The organism is Acaryochloris sp. IP29b_bin.148 (genome assembly GCF_028285565.1).
Classification (GTDB): Bacteria; Cyanobacteriota; Cyanobacteriia; order Thermosynechococcales; family Thermosynechococcaceae; genus Acaryochloris.
In genome coordinates this window covers 34,966-55,502 of record NZ_JANQOY010000080.1, presented here as the reverse complement: position 1 = coordinate 55,502, position 20,537 = coordinate 34,966, and the positions used below count along the sequence as shown (strand labels likewise).

Here is a 20,537-nt window from a genome sequence, read left to right as displayed (position 1 = left end):
TGATTTGGATCGAAGTGGGGAATACTTAAAGTGAAAATATTTATTCTTCATGGTTGAAACACCGTTATTCTAGGCTTGGAGCCCAATGCTTTGAGTCGGTGAGCTGACCACTGCAGTCTTGCCTCAACAGCAGACTGAAATGTATCTATGTGGGAGTTGTCAAGGCGTGGATTATTCCAAAACCCATCTTCCGGATGATGTCCAATCTGAAATTTCACAACTCAACGAACAGTTGCGGGTGCGGGATCAGCTGGTTGATCAGCTGTCGATGGAGCTCTATCGATTAATTAAGGCGAACCCAGCAGCACTTCCGCCAGCCAGTGCGAGTGCTGTTGCGCCAGTGACCTCAAACCGCTCTACGCCTCCAGGAGATGCCCTCAGCCAGGAGTTGATGACGCTGGAGTCCCAAATCGAGTTTTATCAGACTCAAATCGACAAACGAGATGCACAAATTGCTCACTTGCAAAGTTCTTGCCAAAGCCTCAGCGAGCGCAACCAAATGCTGGAACATCTGGTTCAAGAATTGCCTGAAGTCTATCGACAGAAATTTTCGAATCGATTAGACCAGGTAAAAACAAAGGTGAAATCTTTGCAGCTAGAGAACCGGCGATTATATTCAGCCTTGCAGGACTCAGACTACGCTCCACCCACAGACGTTATGTCCTTGCCGACTCGCACTAAAGCGTCTAGAGATAGAAGATCTTGATCATTCTGCCGACGACCTGTATCACCCCTATCTAGGTTTTTTCACGCTCAGTGATTCATCTTAAATCACGTTGTTGTGCCATAGAATTTGTATTGTCCTGAAAGGTCAAGGGAGTCTGTCACTTTGGCAATCTAGTCAATATACTCATTTCGCAAATCCTTGCTAGCCGTTCTTGAATACAGCACTCTGAAATGATTTGTGACTATCATATTCAACCTGAATGAGCACTGGTCAAGATTTTGTCTCACTAAAATGATTTTTAGATTGCCCTAGATGTTGATTTTTTGGTCCCAAAATTTCTGCTTTTGCAAAGGTGACATGCTCCCAATTGTCAGGCACACTGAGGAAGCACGAGCTACCTTTTTGGTCTTCAGTCTAGTTTTGTTGTAAAAAACTCTAATTATGAGAATATTGGTTACCGGTGGTGCTGGTTTTATTGGATCTCATTTAATTGACCGTTTGATGGAGGCCGATCACGAAGTCATCTGCTTGGATAACTTCTATACGGGACGCAAACAGAATGTTCTCCAGTGGTTGAACCATCCTAATTTTGAAATCATTCGCCATGATGTGACGGAGCCTATCCGGCTAGAAGTCGATCAAATTTATCATTTAGCCTGTCCTGCATCCCCTGTTCACTATCAATACAATCCTGTCAAAACGATTAAAACCAATGTGATGGGGACGCTGATTATGCTGGGGCTGGCGAAGCGTGTGAAAGCTCGATTTTTGCTGGCGTCCACGTCTGAGGTCTACGGTGACCCAGAAGTGCATCCCCAAACAGAAGAATATCGGGGTAATGTCAATCCGATTGGGATTCGCAGTTGCTATGACGAAGGCAAACGGGTTGCTGAGACCCTTGCCTTTGACTATCACCGTCAAAATAATGTCGATATCCGAGTGGCCCGAATTTTTAATACCTATGGTCCACGGATGCTTGAACAAGATGGGCGAGTCGTCAGTAACTTTATCGTCCAAGCTTTAAAAGGGATTCCCTTGACCGTTTATGGGTCTGGCCAACAAACCCGCAGTTTTTGCTATGTGTCAGATTTAGTGGAGGGGCTGATTCGGCTAATGAACGGCAACTGTATCGGTCCCGTCAACTTGGGGAATCCCGATGAATATACAGTGTTGGAGCTCGCACAAACTGTTCAAACCATGGTAAACCCTGATACTGCGATTGAATATAAACCTCTGCCTGCAGATGATCCGCAGCAACGCCAGCCTAATATTACTCGAGCCCAAACAGAATTAGGTTGGCAACCGACGATTGCTTTGCCAGAGGGTTTAAAGCGGACCGTTGCCGATTTTCAAGCCCGGCTGTAGACAAAATTTCCGAATTTAGGCAAAGCTGACCAATAATAAGAAGAAGCTGCCATGAGCAGGCTGACATTTTTCCCCATGATGACGCATCTCTAAGTTGATTGCTGGTTATAAAGGAGTCTTATTGAGTATGAAAGTCTGTGTGATTGGAACAGGGTATGTGGGCCTTGTCACAGGTGCTTGTCTAGCACGCATTGGTCATCATGTGATCTGTGTGGATAATAACGAAGAAAAAGTCAAAGTCATGCAGGCTGGCCAGTCTCCAATTTTTGAGCCTGGCTTATCAGAGATCTTGCGCGAATCGATTGATGCAGGAAATATTGAGTTCACGACGGACTTAAAAGCTGGCGTCGAACATGGCGATATTTTGTTTATTGCGGTGGGGACCCCAGCACTCCCCACTGGCGAAAGCGATACCCGCTATGTGGAGGCAGTGGCTAGAGGCATTGGTTCTCATGTGACTGGAGCCTACAAAGTGATTGTCAATAAGTCGACGGTTCCGATTGGATCTGGCGACTGGGTGAAGATGATTGTGCTAGATGGTCTGGCAGAGGCCAAAAAGCAGGCGGGACAAGCCGTGGATACGTCGACTTTAGACAGTAAAGGCTTGTTTGATGTGGTCAGTAATCCTGAATTTTTGCGGGAAGGATCTGCGGTTTATGACACCTTTAATCCCGATCGCATTGTCTTAGGCGGCGCGGACCCCAATGCGATCGCAAAAATGCAGGAGCTGTACGAGCCGATCGTCAAGCGCCAGTTTGCGGAAGATCAATCCCTTCCGCCTGTCCCCGTGGTGGTGACCGATCTCAGCTCCGCCGAAATGGTGAAATATGCAGCGAATGCTTTTTTGGCTACTAAAATCAGCTTTATCAATGAAGTCGCCAATATTTGCGATCGCGTCGGTGCTGATGTCGTTCAGGTCGCCAAGGGCATTGGTTTAGACTCCCGGATTGGCAGCAAATTCCTGCAAGCAGGCTTAGGTTGGGGCGGCTCTTGTTTCCCCAAAGATGTCTCAGCGTTGGTACACACGGCCACCGATTATGGCTATGAAGCCACTTTGCTGCAGGCCGCCATTAGCGTCAACCAGCGTCAGCGAGTGATTGTGATTGAAAAATTACAGCAAACCCTCAAAATTTTAAAAGGGAAAACCGTGGGGCTACTCGGCCTCACCTTTAAACCCGATACCGACGATATGCGCGATGCACCTGCCTTAACGCTAATCGACGAATTGAATCGTTTGGGGGCCAAAGTGAAGGCGTATGATCCCTTACTCTCCCAAAGCGGGTCCAGTCAAGGTCTGTCTAATGTCAGTGTGGAAGCAGATCCTGAGCGGTTAGCCGATCATTGTGATGCCCTTGTGCTGGTCACGGATTGGCAAGCCTTTCAGTCTCTGGATTACAAACGGATGGCCACTCTTATGAATCACCCTGTGATGATCGATGGCCGTAATTTCCTAGATCGCAAGCGATTGGAAGAAGTGGGCTTTCAGTATGTGGGCATTGGCCACTAACCTTGAAAGCAATCGCATCGGGTCTAAGAAGCAGGCTCGATGCGTCCGTAACGAGCCTTGTAGGTCGATTGGGGCTGTTCTTGTTGAGTGAGCCAAGCCCACATTTGATCGCCTAAGCAAAAGTGCCACCATTCTTGTTGATGGCGTTGAAAGCCTGCCTGTCGCATGGCCTGATATAAAATGCTGCGATTTTGATCGGCGCGTTGAGCAAGCTGTTTTTCGGCAGGTGGGGTTTGGGGATGATTGGCGAGATCGGCAAAATAGTGGGGATGCGATCGCGCCGACAATTCATCAATCTCTGACCCCATAAATATCGGTTCTTCTGTCTGTGTATCAAAGAGCGTAATGTCTACCGCAGCCCCTGTACTGTGAGGGGGTGGCATTTGGGGATCTTGGTTGGGCGGTGCCCACAGCTCATACACTGCTTGCCAAGCCTCCTCTTTCTGCGTCGGAGATAGACCCTCGTTTTGCCAGCCTTTCTCTTGCAAAACTTGAGCATAGGTAAAATTCACCATAAACGCCTGCACTGCGATCGGTCGATAGGCATCAAAGATCATGATTTGCCAGTGAGGCTGCTGCTGCTGTAGATGGCTTTGGGCTGTTTTGAGGGCATCTAGTACGCCTTCCCGTAAGAAGTAGGGAGATGCCTGTTCGTAAGGCGCGCCTAACACTTCGTAAGGGTGTGGTGTCTCAAAGGCAAACAGATCTTGAGGAATCGGTAAGAGCGTTTCTCCTGATTCCACAATCGGTATTTGAAAGTAAGGCTTACTAATCGGCATACCAAAAGCTCATATCACAAAAAAGACTCAAATATTAAGATAGGCACCGTCTATTATTCTTCGTAAATAATGACATTGTTGGCTTGTCTATTATCCCGATGATATGGCCTGGGAAGCGTCTTGGTTCATGATGAATTAGATATCGCTGGGTAATCCATAGCGAGTCCTTGTGTTTACGTCTATTTGAATACCATCAAAGCTCGCATCGGATAAATCTGCACCCCGCCATGAAGTGTGGGCGAAGTCCTGGAGTTCGGTCAAGATATTCGCCAAAATTTTGAGGGTTAGTCCCCAAAAAATTAAACACAGCAAACTCCAACCACCTCCAGCAACAAGTTTTTGGACATTAAAAAGACTACTGGCTCTCGTGCCACAAAAAAAGCAAAATCCGTAGGCTGCACAGGACCCGATACTGAAGATAGCCAGGGGAACTAGGCGAGATCGGACCGTGTAACTGACGATTGCGGTTAAGACGCCAACTATGGTGGCAGTGATGATAGCAGCTTGCGGATCATTCTGTTGGATAACTCCACCATAAAACAATCCTAATAATGCCCCTGTAGTCAGAGCGGCAATGAGCCGTAACCATCGCCTGCACAGAGAAAAAGCACAGCAGCCCCCCGCACTGACGAGAAAGCCCAGTAAAGTGATGAGGTAAGGATAGGTGGGTGATTCTGCTGCGAGTCCCAGCCCGCCAAACACCATCCGACTGATGGCATAGAAGGCCAGCCCCCCGAACGTCGCAATGGCTAACAGCCCAATTATGATAGATTCAGGACCATAGCCCACTCTAGCGTGATCAAATGTTGCTCCTTGCAATTGAGCTAAATCAAAATTGCAACCCCGTAGGTCAGACCCGCTAAAATTAGCCCGCTGCAGATTCTGGCCCCGAAATGAATGATTTCGTAAGTTCCGATTCGAAAATTTTTGCACTTTAACCATGCGACGTCTAAAACTTTTAGGATGGGCAGCTATCAGTGTTAGTTTATTGGCTCCTTTATTCTGTTATGGCAAATCGCAATGGCAGCGTCCATTCCAGACCCCTCAGACGAAGCAATTGTTTGCAGGGATTACCTATCGCCGACAAGTGTTTCATCATCCTCGGCCTTATATCGCTCATATTGCCCAGATTGATCTGACTCATCCGGGAATTAGAGTGATGACAACGCCAGGGCAGCTTGCGGATGATCAGAACGAATTTCATGCCGATCAAACATCAAGCTTTTTGACGAAGCATCAGCTGCAATTGGCGGTGAATGCTGGCTATTTCTATCGTTTTTACGAAAACACCCCTTGGGATTTTGCTCCTCGAACAGGGGACCGTGTCAATGTTTTGGGGCAGTCTGTGGCTGGAGGACAAGAATATTCTCCCAGCCAGGCCCAATGGCCTGTCCTTTGTTTTGACGTCAATCAACGTGCCCAGATTATAGAAGGAGGCCAGTGTCCACCTAACACCCTCAATGCTGTTGCTGGGAGTCATATTCTGGACCCCCATAAACCACTACAGTTGGAGAAAGATAAACCCTATGCTCGTTCAGTAGCGGCATTAGACCAGGCTGGACAAACACTCTGGCTGATCTTGGTTGATGGCAAGCAGCCCACTTATAGCGAAGGGGCGACTTTAGCTGAGATTGAGCAATTGGTTCAACAGCTTGGAGCAGAGGTTGCACTCAACCTTGATGGAGGGGGTTCTGCCACCCTGGTGGCTTCTACAGTATCAGGGGCAAGCCTTTTAAATGCACCGATTCATGGTAAATGGCCGATGAAGGAACGACCGGTTGCTACTCATTTAGGTATCTATGCCCACGCCGTAGAGTAAGGTCCTCAGACAAGCGCACTATAAGCGTTGAATTAACCGTGAAATACCCTGAAATCGTCGTTAAAGAGGATGCTGCGGCAACAGTCCTCTGCTGGGTTGAGTGGGTAAAACGGGTTGGACCGTATTTTGTGCCTGCTTTGAAGAATGATCAGACTTGAACACCGCTTGATAAGGCTTTTGGCCACGATAATTGCCGGGGGGATTATAGTTGCATACCCAAATTTCTTGATGACCTGACCGGACGTTGGCGCAACCCACTTCAGTGGTGTTTTGCCAAACGAGCTGAGTGTAATGACCGCAGACTGCTGAGCATTGATTGGTGTCGTAATTATAATGCTGGACTTCATCTCCCCACATATTGACGACTTGTGTGGGAGACAATTGTTGGTGAGCAGCCCAGGTTAAGTTCTCACCATAAGGATTATTGGGACGGTGGTAGAGCTTAAAATTGTCATGGGCTAAATGGTTGGCCCAGGCTTGGGCATGGTTTGCCAATTTATCTGACCACGTTAGAGGAGGAATGCCTGTTCGCTGTCGCCATTGATTGTGGGCCTGCAACATTTCTTGTGACCAAGCAGGACGGAAAGAGGTCTTGGAGGCTGTTTGCTGAGATTCGGATGTTGCTTGTGGATGAGCTGAAGGTTCACTATGAGCTAAGGAGACGGTAGAAGAGACTACCCCCACACTCATAATACTGAAGACAATGAGTGGTATAGAGTACTGTTTGTAAGACATAAAGGAAGAGGGAACACACTTTTAAACAACGGTTGGCCCGCCACACCGATTAGTAGCTGAAAACCGTTGCACGAAAAAATCTGTTAATAAATCACTGCGAAAGTCTGTTGATTTATTAATATGGGTCGCACCTGATTTTTTGTGAATAATCAGATTATGCGAATATCACGATATCAATTATTTGATTTGTGTAAAAACTCAGCAAAATCAGTGATCAAGCAGGCTAAGTTCTTGCTTTATTATTTCTGAGAAGCCATATCTATACCTTTTATAGCTGATTTAGAAAACTAAAGAGTGCAGTAGAATTACGTAATTCAATAAAGCTCTTTTTGTTTAACTTTCTATCAATCTTGAATTCTGAGGTTTTTATAAATCGCAGATCTTAAGATTCTTTTGGGATATCAGTAGTATAAATGAGCTGATTATTTAGATATCGCTGAAGTTGACTCGCAATATTTATCGATGGTTCGCAAATTATTCTGTACTGTTCGAAACCCTTACTTTAGTTTATGTATCAGCATGTTATGAATAGAGCTTATTGTCTGGGCTGCTCTTGTTAGCAAAAGTCCAAAATTTCGCAGACTTGGGGATAGATTCAGAACTACAAAAAGACCAACCCCACGCAGAGAGTTTCAGCGTGGGGATTCTGTTACCTATTCAATTCGATGGAGGTATGACCTACTTGATTGCAGGAGCTTGGTAAGGACTGTCTAGCTCAACATCGGAGACAGAGGCGACTGTTGCGGCTTCTCGCATGGCGATAGAAGGCACAGAGGGACGAATATAGGCGACCAACTGAGTCGTCTTGGCATCGTAAATCTGAGTAATGATTTTGGGATAGAGACCAATACCAATAATAGGAACCAGCAAACAGGCAATCACGAAGATCTCCCGAGGTTCGGCATCGACTAGTTTCTCGTGGGACGTGAGTTCTTTGTTCTCAGGTCCATAGAAGATTTCCCGCAGCATGGATAGCAGATAAATCGGCGTCAGAATCACGCCAATGCCTGCCAAAATTACCACCGGTACGCGGAAGGTGAGGCTATAGGCATCGCTGGTGGCTAGTCCCACAAACACCATTAGCTCAGCGACAAAACCGCTCATCCCAGGTAGAGCTAAAGACGCCATCGAACAGGTGGTGAACATGGCAAAGATTTTAGGCATGCTCTGGGCTACGCCTCCCATCTCTTCCAGAATCAAAGTGTGGGTGCGATCGTAGGTGGCTCCCACTAAGAAGAAGAGACTGGCACCAATCAGGCCATGAGAGACCATCTGCAAAACGGCACCGCTCATTCCTAAATCCGTAAAGGAAGCAATTCCGATTAGGACAAATCCCATATGGGAAATAGATGAATAGGCAATTTTGCGTTTGAGATTGCGCTGGGCAAAGGAGGTGAGGGCGGCGTAAATAATATTGACAACACCCAGAATAATTAGCGCAGGGGCAAAATAGGCATGGGCGTCAGGGAGCAGTTCCACATTCATGCGAATTAAGGCATAGCCACCCATCTTTAATAGAATTCCGGCCAACAGCATATGGACCGGGGCTGTAGCTTCGCCGTGGGCATCCGGTAACCAGGTATGCAGGGGCACGATGGGCAACTTAACCGCGAAGGCCACCAGAAAGCCTGTGTAACACAGCAGCTGGAAGGTTAACGGATAATCTTTTGCTGCTAGCGACTGCAGGTCAAAGGTAAGGTCGGGGCCAAAGAAGGCCATTGCCAGGGCTGCCACCAGAATAAATAGGGAGCTGATGGCGGTATAGAGAATAAATTTCGTCGCTGCATAAAGCCGTTTGTAGCCACCCCAAATGGAGAGCAACAGATACACCGGCACTAATTCCAATTCCCAGACTAAGAAAAAGACCAGCAAATCTTGGACGGCAAACACCGCAATTTGACCGCCGTACATCGCCAGAATCAAGAAATAGAAGAGTCTGGGCTTGTAGGTAACAGGCCAAGAGGCCAGGATCGCCAAAGAGGTGATAAATCCTGTAAGCAAGATCAGGGGCATGGATAAGCCGTCTGCCCCCACAGACCATTGCACCCCGAGTTGGGGAAGCCAGTCATATCGCTCTACCATTTGTAGCCCAGACTCGGCAAAGTCGTACTGGGTGTAAAAGGCGTAGATCAATAACACAAAATCAATCAGGCCAATCACCAGTGCATACCAGCGAATGGGATCACCTTTACCCTTTGGGTCCGGAATAAAGGGCAGGGCGACGGTGGCCACAATTGGGAAGAAAATCAGGGTTGACAGCCAAGGAAATGTATCTGGATTCATGAACCGCTATCTCTATTCAACGGATTGAGCAACGACGAGGAAGGCAGGAAAAGACGTTAGATGACCGTGGCAATCGAGATCCCCAAGACTGCCATAAAGATGATGAACAGGTAGAACTGGATACGGCCACTTTCTAAGTACTTCAGCCCTTCTCCAGTCAATACGGCGAGGAACCCAGCGAAGTTAACGATGCCATCCACAACTTTGAAGTCAACCTCTAGAACCTGACGAGCAATCCGGCGACAACCCTTGATGATGGTGCGCTCATAGAGGTCATCAATAAACCACTTGTTGAGGGAGAACTCATACAAGGAGGGGAACCGATTTGCGATCGCAGCCGGATCCACTTGCCGAGTCCGGTACATCAGCGAGGCCAGAGTAATGCCGATTAAAGCAATACCGACGGAATTTCCAGCCATCAACAAAAACTCGGACCATTCAAACTCAGCCGCTGCTTCTAGGGCCGCGTTGGCTTCGCCGGGAGCATAAATAAAGGCTTCAAATCGGTTATTAAAGGGCATGCCCAACAAACCGATGGCAATGGAGGGCAATGCCAACACCATCAATGGCAGGGTCATGGTAATTGGAGATTCATGGGGTTCATCCGCATGGTGGTGATCGTCATGGTGATGAGCCTCTTGCTCGGCAACCATAGTCAATTCGCGGGGATCCATAGCACCGGGGCCAAAGTTGAGGGCCGGAGATTTGCCATCAATCTGTTCACGTAAGGCATTGATATTGCCTCGGAAGTCTCCTTCAAAGGTGGAGAAATACATCCGGAACATATAGAAGGCGGTTAGACCCGCGGTTAGCCAGCCCACCAACCACAAGGCTGGATTGGCTGCAAAAGCAGAGCTGAGAATCTCGTCTTTGGACCAGAACCCCGCAAAAGGCGGAATACCGCAAATGGCTAGGCAACCGATTAAAAAGGTAATGCCGGTATAGGGCATGTACTTGCGCAGGCCCCCCATCAAACGCATATCTTGAGCCAGCGCAGGATTATGGCCGACGACGGCTTCCATGCCGTGGATGACGGAGCCAGAGCCGAGAAACAGCATGGCTTTAAAGTAGGCATGGGTCATCAGGTGAAATAGACCTGCAGAGTAGGCCCCGATGCCCATGGCCATCACCATATAGCCCAACTGAGAGATGGTGGAGTAGGCCAGACCTTTCTTGATATCGTTTTGAGTCACCGCAATCGTAGCCCCTAAGAAGGCGGTAATCGCGCCCGTCCAGGCAATAAATTGCATGGCAGTGGGGATGCCCGAGAACACGGGGAACATCCGAGCCACGAGGAAAACACCAGCGGCAACCATGGTCGCTGCGTGAATTAGGGCAGAAATGGGAGTCGGACCTTCCATGGCTTCCGGTAGCCACACATGGAGAGGGAACTGGGCTGACTTAGCCATGGGTCCCATAAACACCAAAATAGCGAAGATGGCAGCCACCACTCCGCTGAGTTCACCGGTCGACACAAGGGACTGCAACCGCTCTCCCATAATGTCGAATTCAAAACTATTGGTGGCCCAGTACAGGCCTAAGATGCCGAGCAGTAACCCAAAGTCACCGACTCGGTTCGTTACAAATGCTTTTTGACAGGCGTTGGCGGCGGGCTTGCGGTCATACCAAAATCCCACCAGCAGGTAGGAACACATCCCTACCAATTCCCAGAAAATATAAATTTGTACCAAGTTTGGGCTAACCACGAGCCCCAACATGGAGAAGCTAAATAGACTTAAATATGCATAAAACCTTACATAACCGGGGTCATGAGCCATGTACCCATCGGTATAAATCATCACCAGGAAGGCAACCGTCGTTACCACCACTAACATCAGAGAGGTCAAGTGATCGATGGTATAACCCATCGTCAGGTGAAACGCTCCTGCTGAGGCCCATTCAAAGGTCATCAGATAAGGGTCATGGCCTTGAATCTGACTCCATAAGATGGAGAAGGAGAGGACCATCGCCGCTCCCATCAAGGACACAATAAAGGCCGCATTGAGTTGACGGAGGGCGTTGGTTTGTTTGTTATAGGAAATTAACCCCAAACCCACGAGAAATGCACCGCCGAGTGGCAATACAGGGATAAGCCAAGCAAATTGATATAACGAATCCATCGTTGACGCTGTTGTCGATACAAAAAAACTTTACAGTTTGTAAAACAATTTACATTGTTACACAATATCAGGCCCTTCCTCGACCCGCAAATCTTAAGATTAACCAATCGAATCTTATACCCAAACACTGTTTGAGGTATTATTACGAACTCGACATCTGAATGCTTAGAGATGTAAAGTTAGGTTACCCCGCAGGCAATAGCGATGGAACAACCTGATTGAAAGCTGCCTCTAACAAGTTCAATGCCTCGGTGCGATCGCAAAATTGGTCAATTCGGTGAACTAGACGGCCCTGCTGGAATAGCAGCAAGCTCGGAATATTCGTCAGTCGATATTGGCTAGCAATAGGAAAATTTTCGTCGGCATTGATGGTGACAATTTTGAGTGCCGAATCGTAATCTGCTTGGACCTGGATCAGCATCGGCTCCACCCAACGACAGACTCCACACCAAGGTGCCCAAAAACTAACTAGAACGGGCGTTTTAGATTGCAAAACGTCTGGATTAAAAGTCTGGGTATTAGTCGCAGGCAGCATGCTCAAGAAAGATGATTTGAACGACTGGGATCATGCTACCAGCGAACGTTGAATGCTGCACGCATCATTAAGGGATGAGCAATCCAAAATAGCCAAACAAAGCCAGCCACCCCGACATAGGCAGGCTTTAAAAACTCTTGAAGCTGGAAGGTCTGTTTGCCTTGGGCAATGGCCAGAAACGGAACGATGGAGGTGCGGGCCTTGACCGCGGCAAAGGCCTCTCCATAGCGTTTGGCTAAGCGCTGATCGCCATGCCAAACTCCAAAGAGATGATAGCCAATCAATCCCAAACAGGTGGCTAGGGTAAAGGAGGTGCCGACCCAGAGCAAATGAGCGATGCACCAAATCACCTGGCCTACCATTTGGGGATGGCGACAGATGCGAATAATGCCCGTTTCGTAGAGATGGACCTGGGGCTTTTGGATCGCCGCAATTTCGAGCAGGTTAAACGTAGCGGGATAGAGAAAAATAAAGGAAATTGCTGACAAAGCCCAAACCAAGCTTTTCAAGCCAGGGGTGCCCTGTAGCTGCCAGAGCAGCACCCCATCGTAACGATGCTTGAGAAAATAGCCGATTACAATCACGGCTGCAGTGATACTCGCTAAGGCAAAAATCACGCGATAGAGTCGGGCTCCTAACTTTTTCTCTGCGGCCATGCGCAGGGAGGCCAAGCCGCTATGGGTTAACCCAAAGCTGCCCAGTAAGGCCAACATAATGAAGTGAGAGGGAGCAAACCAAGAATGGGGATTAGTGGACATTTCGAATCATACTCAAACAGACTGCCAAGACGCGTCCCCCCGAATCAGGCGAATTTGGGCCAGGGTAAAGATCACCGGAATGACGCGCCCGTAGTTGGTTGCGATCGCACGCCAACCCAGGTCTGCAAATAAGCCAACCCACAGGGCTGAACTCACCACCGTTAACGCCCCGCGCATCACGCCATATCGAGCTGCATTCCAAGCCATACCGCGTCGTGCTGCTTGCACAGCGATTTGTCCTTCGAGTTGGGGGGCTGCTTGTCGAGCCACTTGATACACTGCCATCTGAGCCGCAAATTGCCGCGCCAGTTGCTTTAACAGCAAGGGGCGCAACACTGATGATACGGCTAAAGCGCTGCTTCCTTCCAGCAGCCATCGCCGAAAATCCGTTTGGCAATTGACGGGTAAGGGCGTCCCAGGAGCCTCAGCCAAAGCCTTTTGGATCCGCTGTTGCAGCTGCTCCTTTTGGGTTTCTGGTAATTTTTGCCAAGCTTCCTTGATCAGATGTAAGTAGATCTCAGCTTCTAAATCGGTAGTGGATAGGGTTGGGGAATATTTAATCTTTAAATGGCGGCTGACTTGCACCAGGACTTGGCGATAGCTCAAGGTTTCCGTTTGACCTTTCAAGACTGTAAATCCGTCGGCAGCCACAAACCGAAAGCGATTTTCGATGGCCTCCAACCAATCTTGGCGACTGGCCGCTTGGACCTGACCTGGGGTGGGTTCTCGCAGATAATCGAGGGGATTATATCGACGCCGAAATAGCAAATCTGTCAGATCTTGTAATTCTTCTTCCGTCGCTAATTCCAGTGCCTGCCTCAGCTCGTTCATGCCTAGGGTCTCTATGGTCTCTACCTTTTACGATAGCGTACGGATTAGAGGACTGAACTCTAGGGAGCGCCAACGGTCAATATCCCCTGATCGCCATCTAACTGGGCAGGGACACCCACGGGTAAGGCTGCGTTGGGCGCACCATGACCAAAGGGTAACGCTGACACAATCGGGATACCTAAATCCCCCAAGCGATCTTGCAGCACCTCTTCCACCGTTAAGCTAGGCACCCCGGCAGGGGCTTTGCAATCACTAAAGCGTCCGAGGGCAATGCCCTTTACCTGCTTAAATACCCCACTCATGCGCCATTGGGTCAGCATCCGATCCAGCCGATAGGGGGCTTCTCCCACATCTTCTAAGGCTAAGATTACCTGATCGAGCTGCGGGCAGAGAGATGTTCCTAAGATATGAGTCGCTACCGTTAAATTGCCGGGTAATAAGATGCCGGTTGCTTTGCCCTGGCCCCAGCCTTTGCCTGTGAGGGCGGGTATGGGACGACCGGCGAGCCAATCAAACAGTCGCTGCTGCGACCAGTCGGGTTCCTGGGCCAAGGTGGTCATCACTGGGCCGTGAACACTGGCGATTCCCTGGGTAGCGAGTCCCCAGAGGAGAGCCGTGACATCGGAAAATCCCACCAGCCATTTGGCAGGGGTGGGAGGCCATTGCCAATCTTCTAACAGTCGAGCGCCGCCATAGCCGCCTCGCCCACAAAAAATGCCGGAGTAATTGCCTTTGAGGCCGTCGAGCAGAGCTTGCCTGCGCTGAGGATCCGTTCCGGCGAGATAGCCCCACTGGGCGGTGATGTTTGGAGACAGGTGGATGGTGTAGTGTTGCGATCGCAATACCGCAACTCCCTGATCAAAATCCTGCCGCTCTCGGAGGGTGCCACTGGGCAGCGTCACCCAAAGGTGATCGCCTGGCTGCAAAAAAGGAGGGAGCTGACAGACTTGCATGGATTTATGTACTGGGTTGAGACAGGATTTTAGCAAACCACTGCTCTAAACGCTGAGCAAAGGCCGTCAGAGAATACTCCTGCTCGGCCTGCTGGCGACAGGTCTGTCGATCGATCTCGGGCAGCTTGTGAATGGCCTCTACTAGGCCAGCGACGCTATCGGGTTCCACCAGCCAGCCTGTTTGTCCTGGCTGCACAATTTCGGCGGGACCGCCCCGATGGTAGGCAATCACGGGAACACCGCAGGCCAGGGCTTCAATCACAACATTGCCAAAGGCTTCTACCCAGCGAGGCGTTACGAGCAACCCTCGGCTATAGCGTAAGACTGCTTGCATGGCTGCGGTATCCAGAAACCCTAGATAGTCGATATTGGCCTGGGGGAACTGAGCCTGAATTTGGTCAAAATAGGCCTGATCTTGAATATGGCCCATAATTTTGAGAGCTTGCCCCGTTTGATCGATGGCAGTGACCGCATCTTCCAAGGCTTTCTCGGGAGCAACCCGCCCCAACCAGCATAAGTAGTCTTTGGGGGTAGGGGTGAATTGGTAGCGATCTAAATTGAAACCGTTGCCGACAGGATGACAGTGCTGGGCAAAGGGAAAGGTATTGGCCTGGGCTTGAGTATGGACACCAATTGTATGGGGGAACTGCTCCGCTATTTGACCAATAATTTGATCCATCGCGTCCGAAAGCGACCCCATACTGATTAGATGGGCAACGGGGGTGTCTAAAAAAGGCGTTAGGTACAGGGGCAGCCAATCGTAGGCAAAGTTGATAATCAGATCAAACTCGGATTGTAGGGTCATCACCTGCCACCACATATTGGCTAGAACTGAGTTTTCAGGCAGATGAATCGGGGTCTGGCGAGTTTGGGTTTGGGCTGGAATCTGGGGCGAGCCAGCCACGGTGATGACTGGTGTGTTGGGTAAATGAGATTGCTGAGGTGCAACTACCTGAATGCAATGACCCCGCTGGGCCAGAGCATCCAGCATATTCAGAAGAGTTAGCTCTACTCCACCTCCTACCCCGGATCCCAGAGGGCCGAGGGGTGTAGAGACCAATAGTAATCGATAGGATTTACCCGCAGACACCAACGCTAAAGACCGATTAAATAACCCCAGCAGTCTAACAGAGTGAGCAATGGACTAACGCAGGCTGAGAACTGTAACAACAAACCAATGGCATTAGACCTAACGCCATCGGTTTACTCTGCAATAATCAATCCCCCTTCGTGGGTTATGCGATGGGATTGAGGGTGGGGGCGTCTTCATTCAGAGCCATTACAATCTCATCAACTTTGTTGGGAGGCAATTGGGTCAGTTCTCTTACCCAGAAACGCAGCAACTCTTTTTGATCTGTGTTGTCGCAGATAGTAGTCATGAGAGACTCCGCTAACTTTGATATCCATGAAGTATAGCTACGCTTTCAATAAATGGGTGTAGCACAGCCTACACCTTGTAAAAAAATGTGTATCTCGATTTACAAAAAATGCATTTTGTTATCCATCTTTGGTTCAATCCGGCTGGGTTGCTGCTAGAACATTCCTAAAACAGTGTTAAAAGGCACCCTATTTCTAGACTTGGTCAACTATTCTGAGTTAAGGCTACACTAATATGCATAAGCCAGAAACGTATTAGAACAGCTTAACTTCAGCCATTAAACGCTGTTGTTCGCTCAGATAAACACATAGATAAGAGTGGTTGAAAACTGACCTATGAGCAATATTCAAGAAAAGATCGAGAAAGAGTTGGAGACAGCTCGCGAAACCTGTGACACCAGCGGAGCCACGTCTGGTGAATGTGCGGCTGCCTGGGATGCTGTTGAAGAATTGCAAGCAGAAGCTTCCCATCAGCGTGGTGGCAACAATCAAGACAAAAATTCCCTTGAGCAATATTGTGACGATAACCCTGATGCCGCAGAGTGCCGCATCTATGACGATTAATTTCGATTTCCCCGACTAGGATATTTACGAACATTTCCAAAAGGCAGCCTGCTGAGGTTGTCTTTTTTTTTGATGAGGGTGAGGAGGCGAAACATGTCAGTCTGGATAGAGATTCAACGCAATATCAGTCAAGTTCAGGGACGAGAGTTTGTTGTTTGCGATCGCAAGTCTGTTGGGGGCGGCAGCATCAACCAGGCCTATCAGATCAGCGACAGTCAGCACTCCTATTTCGTCAAGCTGAATCAGGCCAGCAAAGTGGCCATGTTTGAAGCGGAAGCAGCAGGTCTGAAGGAAATGCATGCTTCCCAGAGCATTCGGGTACCCAAACCGCTGAGTTGGGGAACAGCCGCAGGGCAAAGTTACATCATCCTGGAATGGATTCCCTTCGGCCATGGTGACACGCAGGCCTGGTTTGCCATGGGACAACAACTGGCAGCAATGCACCGCCAAGCTCACGATCAGGGCTTTGGCTGGCACCAAAACAATACGATTGGCGATACCCCACAACGCAATCCGTGGACCTCAAACTGGGGAGAATTTTTTACCGAACATCGGATTCATTATCAACTTCAGCTCGCCCAGCGGAACGGTGGCCATTTTCGTCAGGGAGACGTGCTTTTGGATCAAAGCCCTGCTTTGTTAGCTCACCCGGTTACCTCATCCCTAGTGCATGGTGATCTTTGGTCAGGCAATGCAGCCTTTAGTCAGGCAGGTGAACCTATTATTCTCGATCCAGCGACGTATTATGGCGATCGAGAAGTGGACATTGCTATGACAGAATTATTTGGCGGCTTTCCGCCAGCCTTTTATCAAGGTTATCAAGAGACTTGGCCCTTAGCCGAGGGCTATCAACAGCGCAAAATTCTCTATAACCTGTATCACATCCTCAATCACTTCAACCTATTTGGGGGGGGCTATGCATCTCAGGCCCAGCGAATGATTGAGCAAGTGGTGGCCATGGTTTAGGGGGCACTGGGTCGGTGCTATCACGGAGTTAACGTCCGTTTTAGCGAATAAACCGACCGAGGAGTTACGGGTTTCTACTGCTGTCGGTACGAGGAAAGCATCGCTAGGTTAGAAGGGAAGTCATCGGCGTGATGATGCGACTTAAAAAGCCTCAACTCTGACCCCAAACTTAGGAATGTGATTAAAAATGCCACTTACTTTAGAGACAGCCCCAAATCCTACCCTTGAGCAATCTGTAGCGATGGAAAAGCGTATGCAAGATGCGCTATCACAAGCGCGTGAAACCTGCGCTAATGAAGGAAGCAGCTCTAAAGCTTGCGCCGTTGCTTGGGATATTGTCGAAGAACTGCAAGCTGAATATTCCCACCAGAAAGTACAAGCGCAGCCTTCTCAGTTTGAAAGCTATTGTGATGGTCACCCCAATGCTGAGGAGTGTCGCGTCTACGACGTTTAAGTTGGCGCTCTGCCGCTGCGATTGAAGAAGATACTGCTCAGGCCACACAACAAGCACTGTTCTGAGCAGTGTTTAGTGAAAGCCTGTATCCCAAATACCAATATAAATCCAGCCCTTTTGGTTTCGATGAATTTCACCCTTCCAGGCTTTGACTGCAAAAGTGTGCTGGTTAATGCGTCGCTGATAAATTTGCGTTAAGCGCTCTTGAACAGACGGAGGGAGTGTCCCTTGCAAAAGCTGGCGTAGCGTTGTTTGAATGGTCTCCAATGGAACCGATTGGGCGAAGGCTATTTCCGTTTGCAGCAGTTTTCCCGTCGTCTTGTGCACTAAATAACCTAAATCAATCCGATCAGGCACAATCCCTTTGTAAAAGAAGGCTCGACTCCCTGGATAGTATCCTTTCCGCTCCCAAGTAGGGAGTCCTAAGGTGTTGAGGAGCTGTTTTTGTGTGCTCCCCGTCGTGACAATAGGCACCTTAACGGTTGGATCCAGGGCACTAATCACAACCGTGCTGCTTGATGTGGATGCGTGAGTGGCCATTGATTGAGTGCTAGACGGTGTTGCTATCGTCAGGGCTTGATCTGCCCTAACCGCAGTATTGCTATTCCCATTCCCTGCAGGTGTTAGATTCTCGCCCGACTGAGGGGTTCCTGAGGATCCTTCAGACAGCGTTGAAGGAGCAGATGTTACAGGAGTCATCTCACTGGATGGCCGCCAGAAGACTGCAATAGTGATCGCTCCCCCCAACATCAGTGTTCCCAACGTTAGCCAGAGCGCTTGCCGACGTGGCTTTGGTTTTGCAGGGGTAGATAACGAGAAGGAATCTTGGGCGGGCAACGCCGCACTGGCCTCAGGAATGCCGACAAAGGGGGACCCTTTCGAGCTAGCCTTTGAGATGTCTAGACGAGGGGACATGAAGGAAGTAATGTCGTCTTCGGATAGCTCTTTACTGATATCGATGATCCTGAGTAAGAACTGTTCTGACTCGCTGTCGGTGGTCAGGATGTCAGCATCCTCCAATTCTGCTGGGGATGCAAAGAAGGAGGTAATGTCGTCTTCGGATAGCTCTTTACTGATATCCATGATCTTGAGTAAGAACTGTTCTGACTCGCTATTGGTGGTCAGGACGTCAGCATCCTCCAGTTCTATCGGTGAAGACAAAGAGCTGCTATCTTCATCCTCTTCTTCATCCTCAGATATGACGTTTGGGACCGACGGGTCTTCAGCTTCTTCTTTGACGACAGGGATAGGACTGTCGTCGTCTGTGTCATAAGACGGTTGGGTCTCAGATATTGTCCCGGACTCGTCGTCACTGATGTTAGGCGGCTCTGAAGTCTCTAGCGCCTGTGACTCTAATCCCTCTGCCTGTGACTCTAATACATCGATGATGGCTTGAGTAATCCAATGATGATTAAAGACATGTCGATAGATGAGGTTGGCAATGCTCAGCGTCTGGTTGTGACGGGTCACCAAACCCAGCGTCAACAACACCTGTTCTTCTAAGCTGTCTTCAGCCGGAATATCAAACTCTTCTAAAATACGGCCATACAGATCCAGCAAGTATTGGGGGCGACAACGCTGGTGATTCAGCCAGCGATCGCGAAGCCCTCGCAAGTGTTCAGCCGCAGCCCCTGACTCCCAGTTCTGAAGAATGTGATCATCAACTAGTTTTTCAACCTGGGTGGCTTCTTCTCCAGCTTCAATAAAGACACTCGCCTCAACCGTAACTTGATAGAGGATTTGGGTTAGATCCGCCTGGTTGCCAGTCCAGGCTTGGATGGCCGATAGCACTTGGTAAGGATGCTCAGATTTTTTACTCAGCTCCAGTAGTTTTAGCCGGATGTGGCTATAGGGGCGACGTTGGTTCAGTTCCTGAACAACCCACTGTGGGTTGAGGAGCAATGGGTCCAGGTCCGTTGCCAGTCTCAGTATCTGATGGTCTGTTCTTACCAGACCCAGGCGCAACAACTCGTTTTGTTCACGGCTATCATCTGCTGTAATGGCGCCTAGCTCTAGTACCTTCTGATACGTTAATAGCAGCAAGAAAGGGTTGACTACTTTGTTCTCCAGCAGCTTCCTTCGAATTGCTTCAGCCGCTAGAGCCCCTTTACGGCCACGCTCACGTTGACGGATGGCCTGTATTTGCTTCGGATCGAGATGCTCTAAAAAGAAGTTAACGGTTTGTCTTCGCACCCATCCCTTCAAAATGACTAAAGTGCCGAACTTGAGTGGTGTTTGTCGCTGTTCTCGCAAAATAGCCTGAATTTGAGCTTCATCTAAGAGAGCGGCTTGTTTAAGATACTGTCCCAGGGGTTCTTGCCAAGTTTGATCTTGGATCCAGGGCCATACCTCTGCGAAAAAGTCAGCTGATTCCTGCTTGAGCCATCCATGGCTCGCTAAGATTTCTCCAATCCGGCGTCCAGCGTGATGCTGCTCTTCCAGCGCTACTTCCACTTGCTGGGCTGACACTAGCCCAGCTTGCTGTAACACCATACCCAGTCGCTGATCAGAAATAGTAGGAAGTCTAGACATTCAAATGGTTGATGTTGATTGCAACCTGAACTCAGTTCAAGCGACAGTCAGTGCCCTGAATAGGGGAATAAGTTTTGCCCTCAACAGTACTATATCGTCAAGAAAGAGTCATCAATTTAACGATCATTTTTGAAACGATTGGTTCGATAAAATATTTTCAGGTCCTCCTACGCTCTGCTCAGGGGTCAGGTCGCGGGTTGATCGCCTCAGGGAAGCTTGTGATTCATGCAATAGCTTTAGCCTAAGTAATGGAGAGCCGATCAACTTTTTCTCATGGCTTATTTATTCTTAA

General features: G+C 49.0%; 19 protein-coding genes. 7 read left to right on the top strand and 12 right to left on the bottom strand.

Annotated elements, in window-relative coordinates; genetic code table 11:
• The first annotated feature begins 166 nt into the window (after nt 1–166).
• From Q0986_RS07325 to Q0986_RS07315, 3 genes are all read left to right on the top strand, one after another.
• Entirely contained in the window at nt 167–706 is a 540-nt protein-coding gene (locus Q0986_RS07325) for an Npun_F5560 family protein (protein WP_299407006.1), read from the top strand.
• A 402-nt stretch (nt 707–1,108) separates the two neighbouring features.
• Complete coding sequence (locus tag Q0986_RS07320; RefSeq protein ID WP_299407002.1) at nt 1,109–2,032, top strand: UDP-glucuronic acid decarboxylase family protein; 924 nt, start codon at nt 1,109–1,111, stop codon at nt 2,030–2,032.
• Between the two features lie 127 nt (nt 2,033–2,159).
• Nucleotides 2,160–3,539 carry a UDP-glucose/GDP-mannose dehydrogenase family protein gene (locus tag Q0986_RS07315; RefSeq protein ID WP_299406999.1) on the top strand — a complete coding sequence of 460 codons (1,380 nt, stop codon included), beginning with the start codon at nt 2,160–2,162 and terminating at the stop codon, nt 3,537–3,539.
• Nucleotides 3,540–3,562: 23 nt separating this feature from the next.
• Here Q0986_RS07315 and Q0986_RS07310 read toward each other — a convergent pair whose 3' ends face one another.
• Both Q0986_RS07310 and Q0986_RS07305 read right to left on the bottom strand, forming a co-directional pair.
• Nucleotides 3,563–4,318, bottom strand: coding sequence for a M15 family metallopeptidase (locus Q0986_RS07310; protein ID WP_299406994.1), 756 nt, complete (start codon nt 4,316–4,318; stop codon nt 3,563–3,565).
• A 135-nt stretch (nt 4,319–4,453) separates the two neighbouring features.
• On the bottom strand, nt 4,454–5,260 hold the full coding sequence (locus Q0986_RS07305) for a pentapeptide repeat-containing protein (protein ID WP_299406990.1): 807 nt from the start codon (nt 5,258–5,260) through the stop codon (nt 4,454–4,456).
• On the opposite strand from Q0986_RS07305, the gene Q0986_RS07300 reads away from it, so the two are divergent.
• Entirely contained in the window at nt 5,259–6,137 is an 879-nt protein-coding gene (locus Q0986_RS07300; RefSeq protein ID WP_299406987.1) for a phosphodiester glycosidase family protein, read from the top strand. The genes Q0986_RS07305 and Q0986_RS07300 overlap by 2 nt on opposite strands.
• A gap of 60 nt (nt 6,138–6,197) precedes the next feature.
• Here the strand turns inward: Q0986_RS07300 and Q0986_RS07295 are convergent, their stop codons facing one another.
• From Q0986_RS07295 to Q0986_RS07255, 9 genes are all read right to left on the bottom strand, one after another.
• Entirely contained in the window at nt 6,198–6,872 is a 675-nt protein-coding gene (locus Q0986_RS07295) for a CAP domain-containing protein (RefSeq protein WP_299406983.1), read from the bottom strand.
• Between the two features lie 678 nt (nt 6,873–7,550).
• Nucleotides 7,551–9,155, bottom strand: coding sequence for a photosynthetic/respiratory NAD(P)H-quinone oxidoreductase subunit D1 (gene ndhD1, locus Q0986_RS07290; RefSeq protein ID WP_299406980.1), 1,605 nt, complete (start codon nt 9,153–9,155; stop codon nt 7,551–7,553).
• A gap of 56 nt (nt 9,156–9,211) precedes the next feature.
• Nucleotides 9,212–11,275, bottom strand: coding sequence for an NAD(P)H-quinone oxidoreductase subunit 5 (locus Q0986_RS07285; RefSeq protein ID WP_299406977.1), 2,064 nt, complete (start codon nt 11,273–11,275; stop codon nt 9,212–9,214).
• 184 nt (nt 11,276–11,459) lie between these two features.
• Complete coding sequence (locus Q0986_RS07280) at nt 11,460–11,810, bottom strand: thioredoxin domain-containing protein (protein ID WP_299406974.1); 351 nt, start codon at nt 11,808–11,810, stop codon at nt 11,460–11,462.
• A gap of 35 nt (nt 11,811–11,845) precedes the next feature.
• Nucleotides 11,846–12,568 (bottom strand): NnrU family protein, encoded by a 723-nt coding sequence (locus Q0986_RS07275; protein ID WP_299406969.1) that lies wholly within the window; start codon nt 12,566–12,568, stop codon nt 11,846–11,848.
• A 12-nt stretch (nt 12,569–12,580) separates the two neighbouring features.
• A complete protein-coding gene (locus Q0986_RS07270) occupies nt 12,581–13,399 on the bottom strand; it encodes a hypothetical protein (RefSeq protein WP_299406964.1) in 819 nt (272 codons plus the stop codon).
• Between the two features lie 59 nt (nt 13,400–13,458).
• On the bottom strand, nt 13,459–14,352 hold the full coding sequence (locus Q0986_RS07265; protein ID WP_299406960.1) for an LD-carboxypeptidase: 894 nt from the start codon (nt 14,350–14,352) through the stop codon (nt 13,459–13,461).
• Nucleotides 14,353–14,356: 4 nt separating this feature from the next.
• The gene (locus Q0986_RS07260; RefSeq protein WP_299406955.1) at nt 14,357–15,445 is read right to left on the bottom strand and encodes a glycosyltransferase family 4 protein; all 1,089 of its coding nucleotides are present in this window, start codon (nt 15,443–15,445) and stop codon (nt 14,357–14,359) included.
• 142 nt (nt 15,446–15,587) lie between these two features.
• The gene (locus tag Q0986_RS07255; RefSeq protein ID WP_299406951.1) at nt 15,588–15,731 is read right to left on the bottom strand and encodes a hypothetical protein; all 144 of its coding nucleotides are present in this window, start codon (nt 15,729–15,731) and stop codon (nt 15,588–15,590) included.
• A gap of 334 nt (nt 15,732–16,065) precedes the next feature.
• Here Q0986_RS07255 and Q0986_RS07250 point away from each other — a divergent pair, with 334 nt between their 5' ends.
• From Q0986_RS07250 to Q0986_RS07240, 3 genes are all read left to right on the top strand, one after another.
• Nucleotides 16,066–16,293, top strand: coding sequence for a Calvin cycle protein CP12 (locus Q0986_RS07250; RefSeq protein ID WP_299406947.1), 228 nt, complete (start codon nt 16,066–16,068; stop codon nt 16,291–16,293).
• Between the two features lie 93 nt (nt 16,294–16,386).
• Nucleotides 16,387–17,259, top strand: a complete 873-nt coding sequence (locus Q0986_RS07245) for a fructosamine kinase family protein (RefSeq protein WP_299406942.1) — start codon at nt 16,387–16,389, stop codon at nt 17,257–17,259.
• 187 nt (nt 17,260–17,446) lie between these two features.
• Nucleotides 17,447–17,713, top strand: coding sequence for a Calvin cycle protein CP12 (locus Q0986_RS07240; RefSeq protein ID WP_299406938.1), 267 nt, complete (start codon nt 17,447–17,449; stop codon nt 17,711–17,713).
• Between the two features lie 72 nt (nt 17,714–17,785).
• On the opposite strand, the gene Q0986_RS07235 is transcribed toward Q0986_RS07240, so the two are convergent.
• Nucleotides 17,786–20,245 (bottom strand): hypothetical protein, encoded by a 2,460-nt coding sequence (locus tag Q0986_RS07235; protein ID WP_299406934.1) that lies wholly within the window; start codon nt 20,243–20,245, stop codon nt 17,786–17,788.
• Between the last annotated feature and the right edge of the window lie 292 nt (nt 20,246–20,537).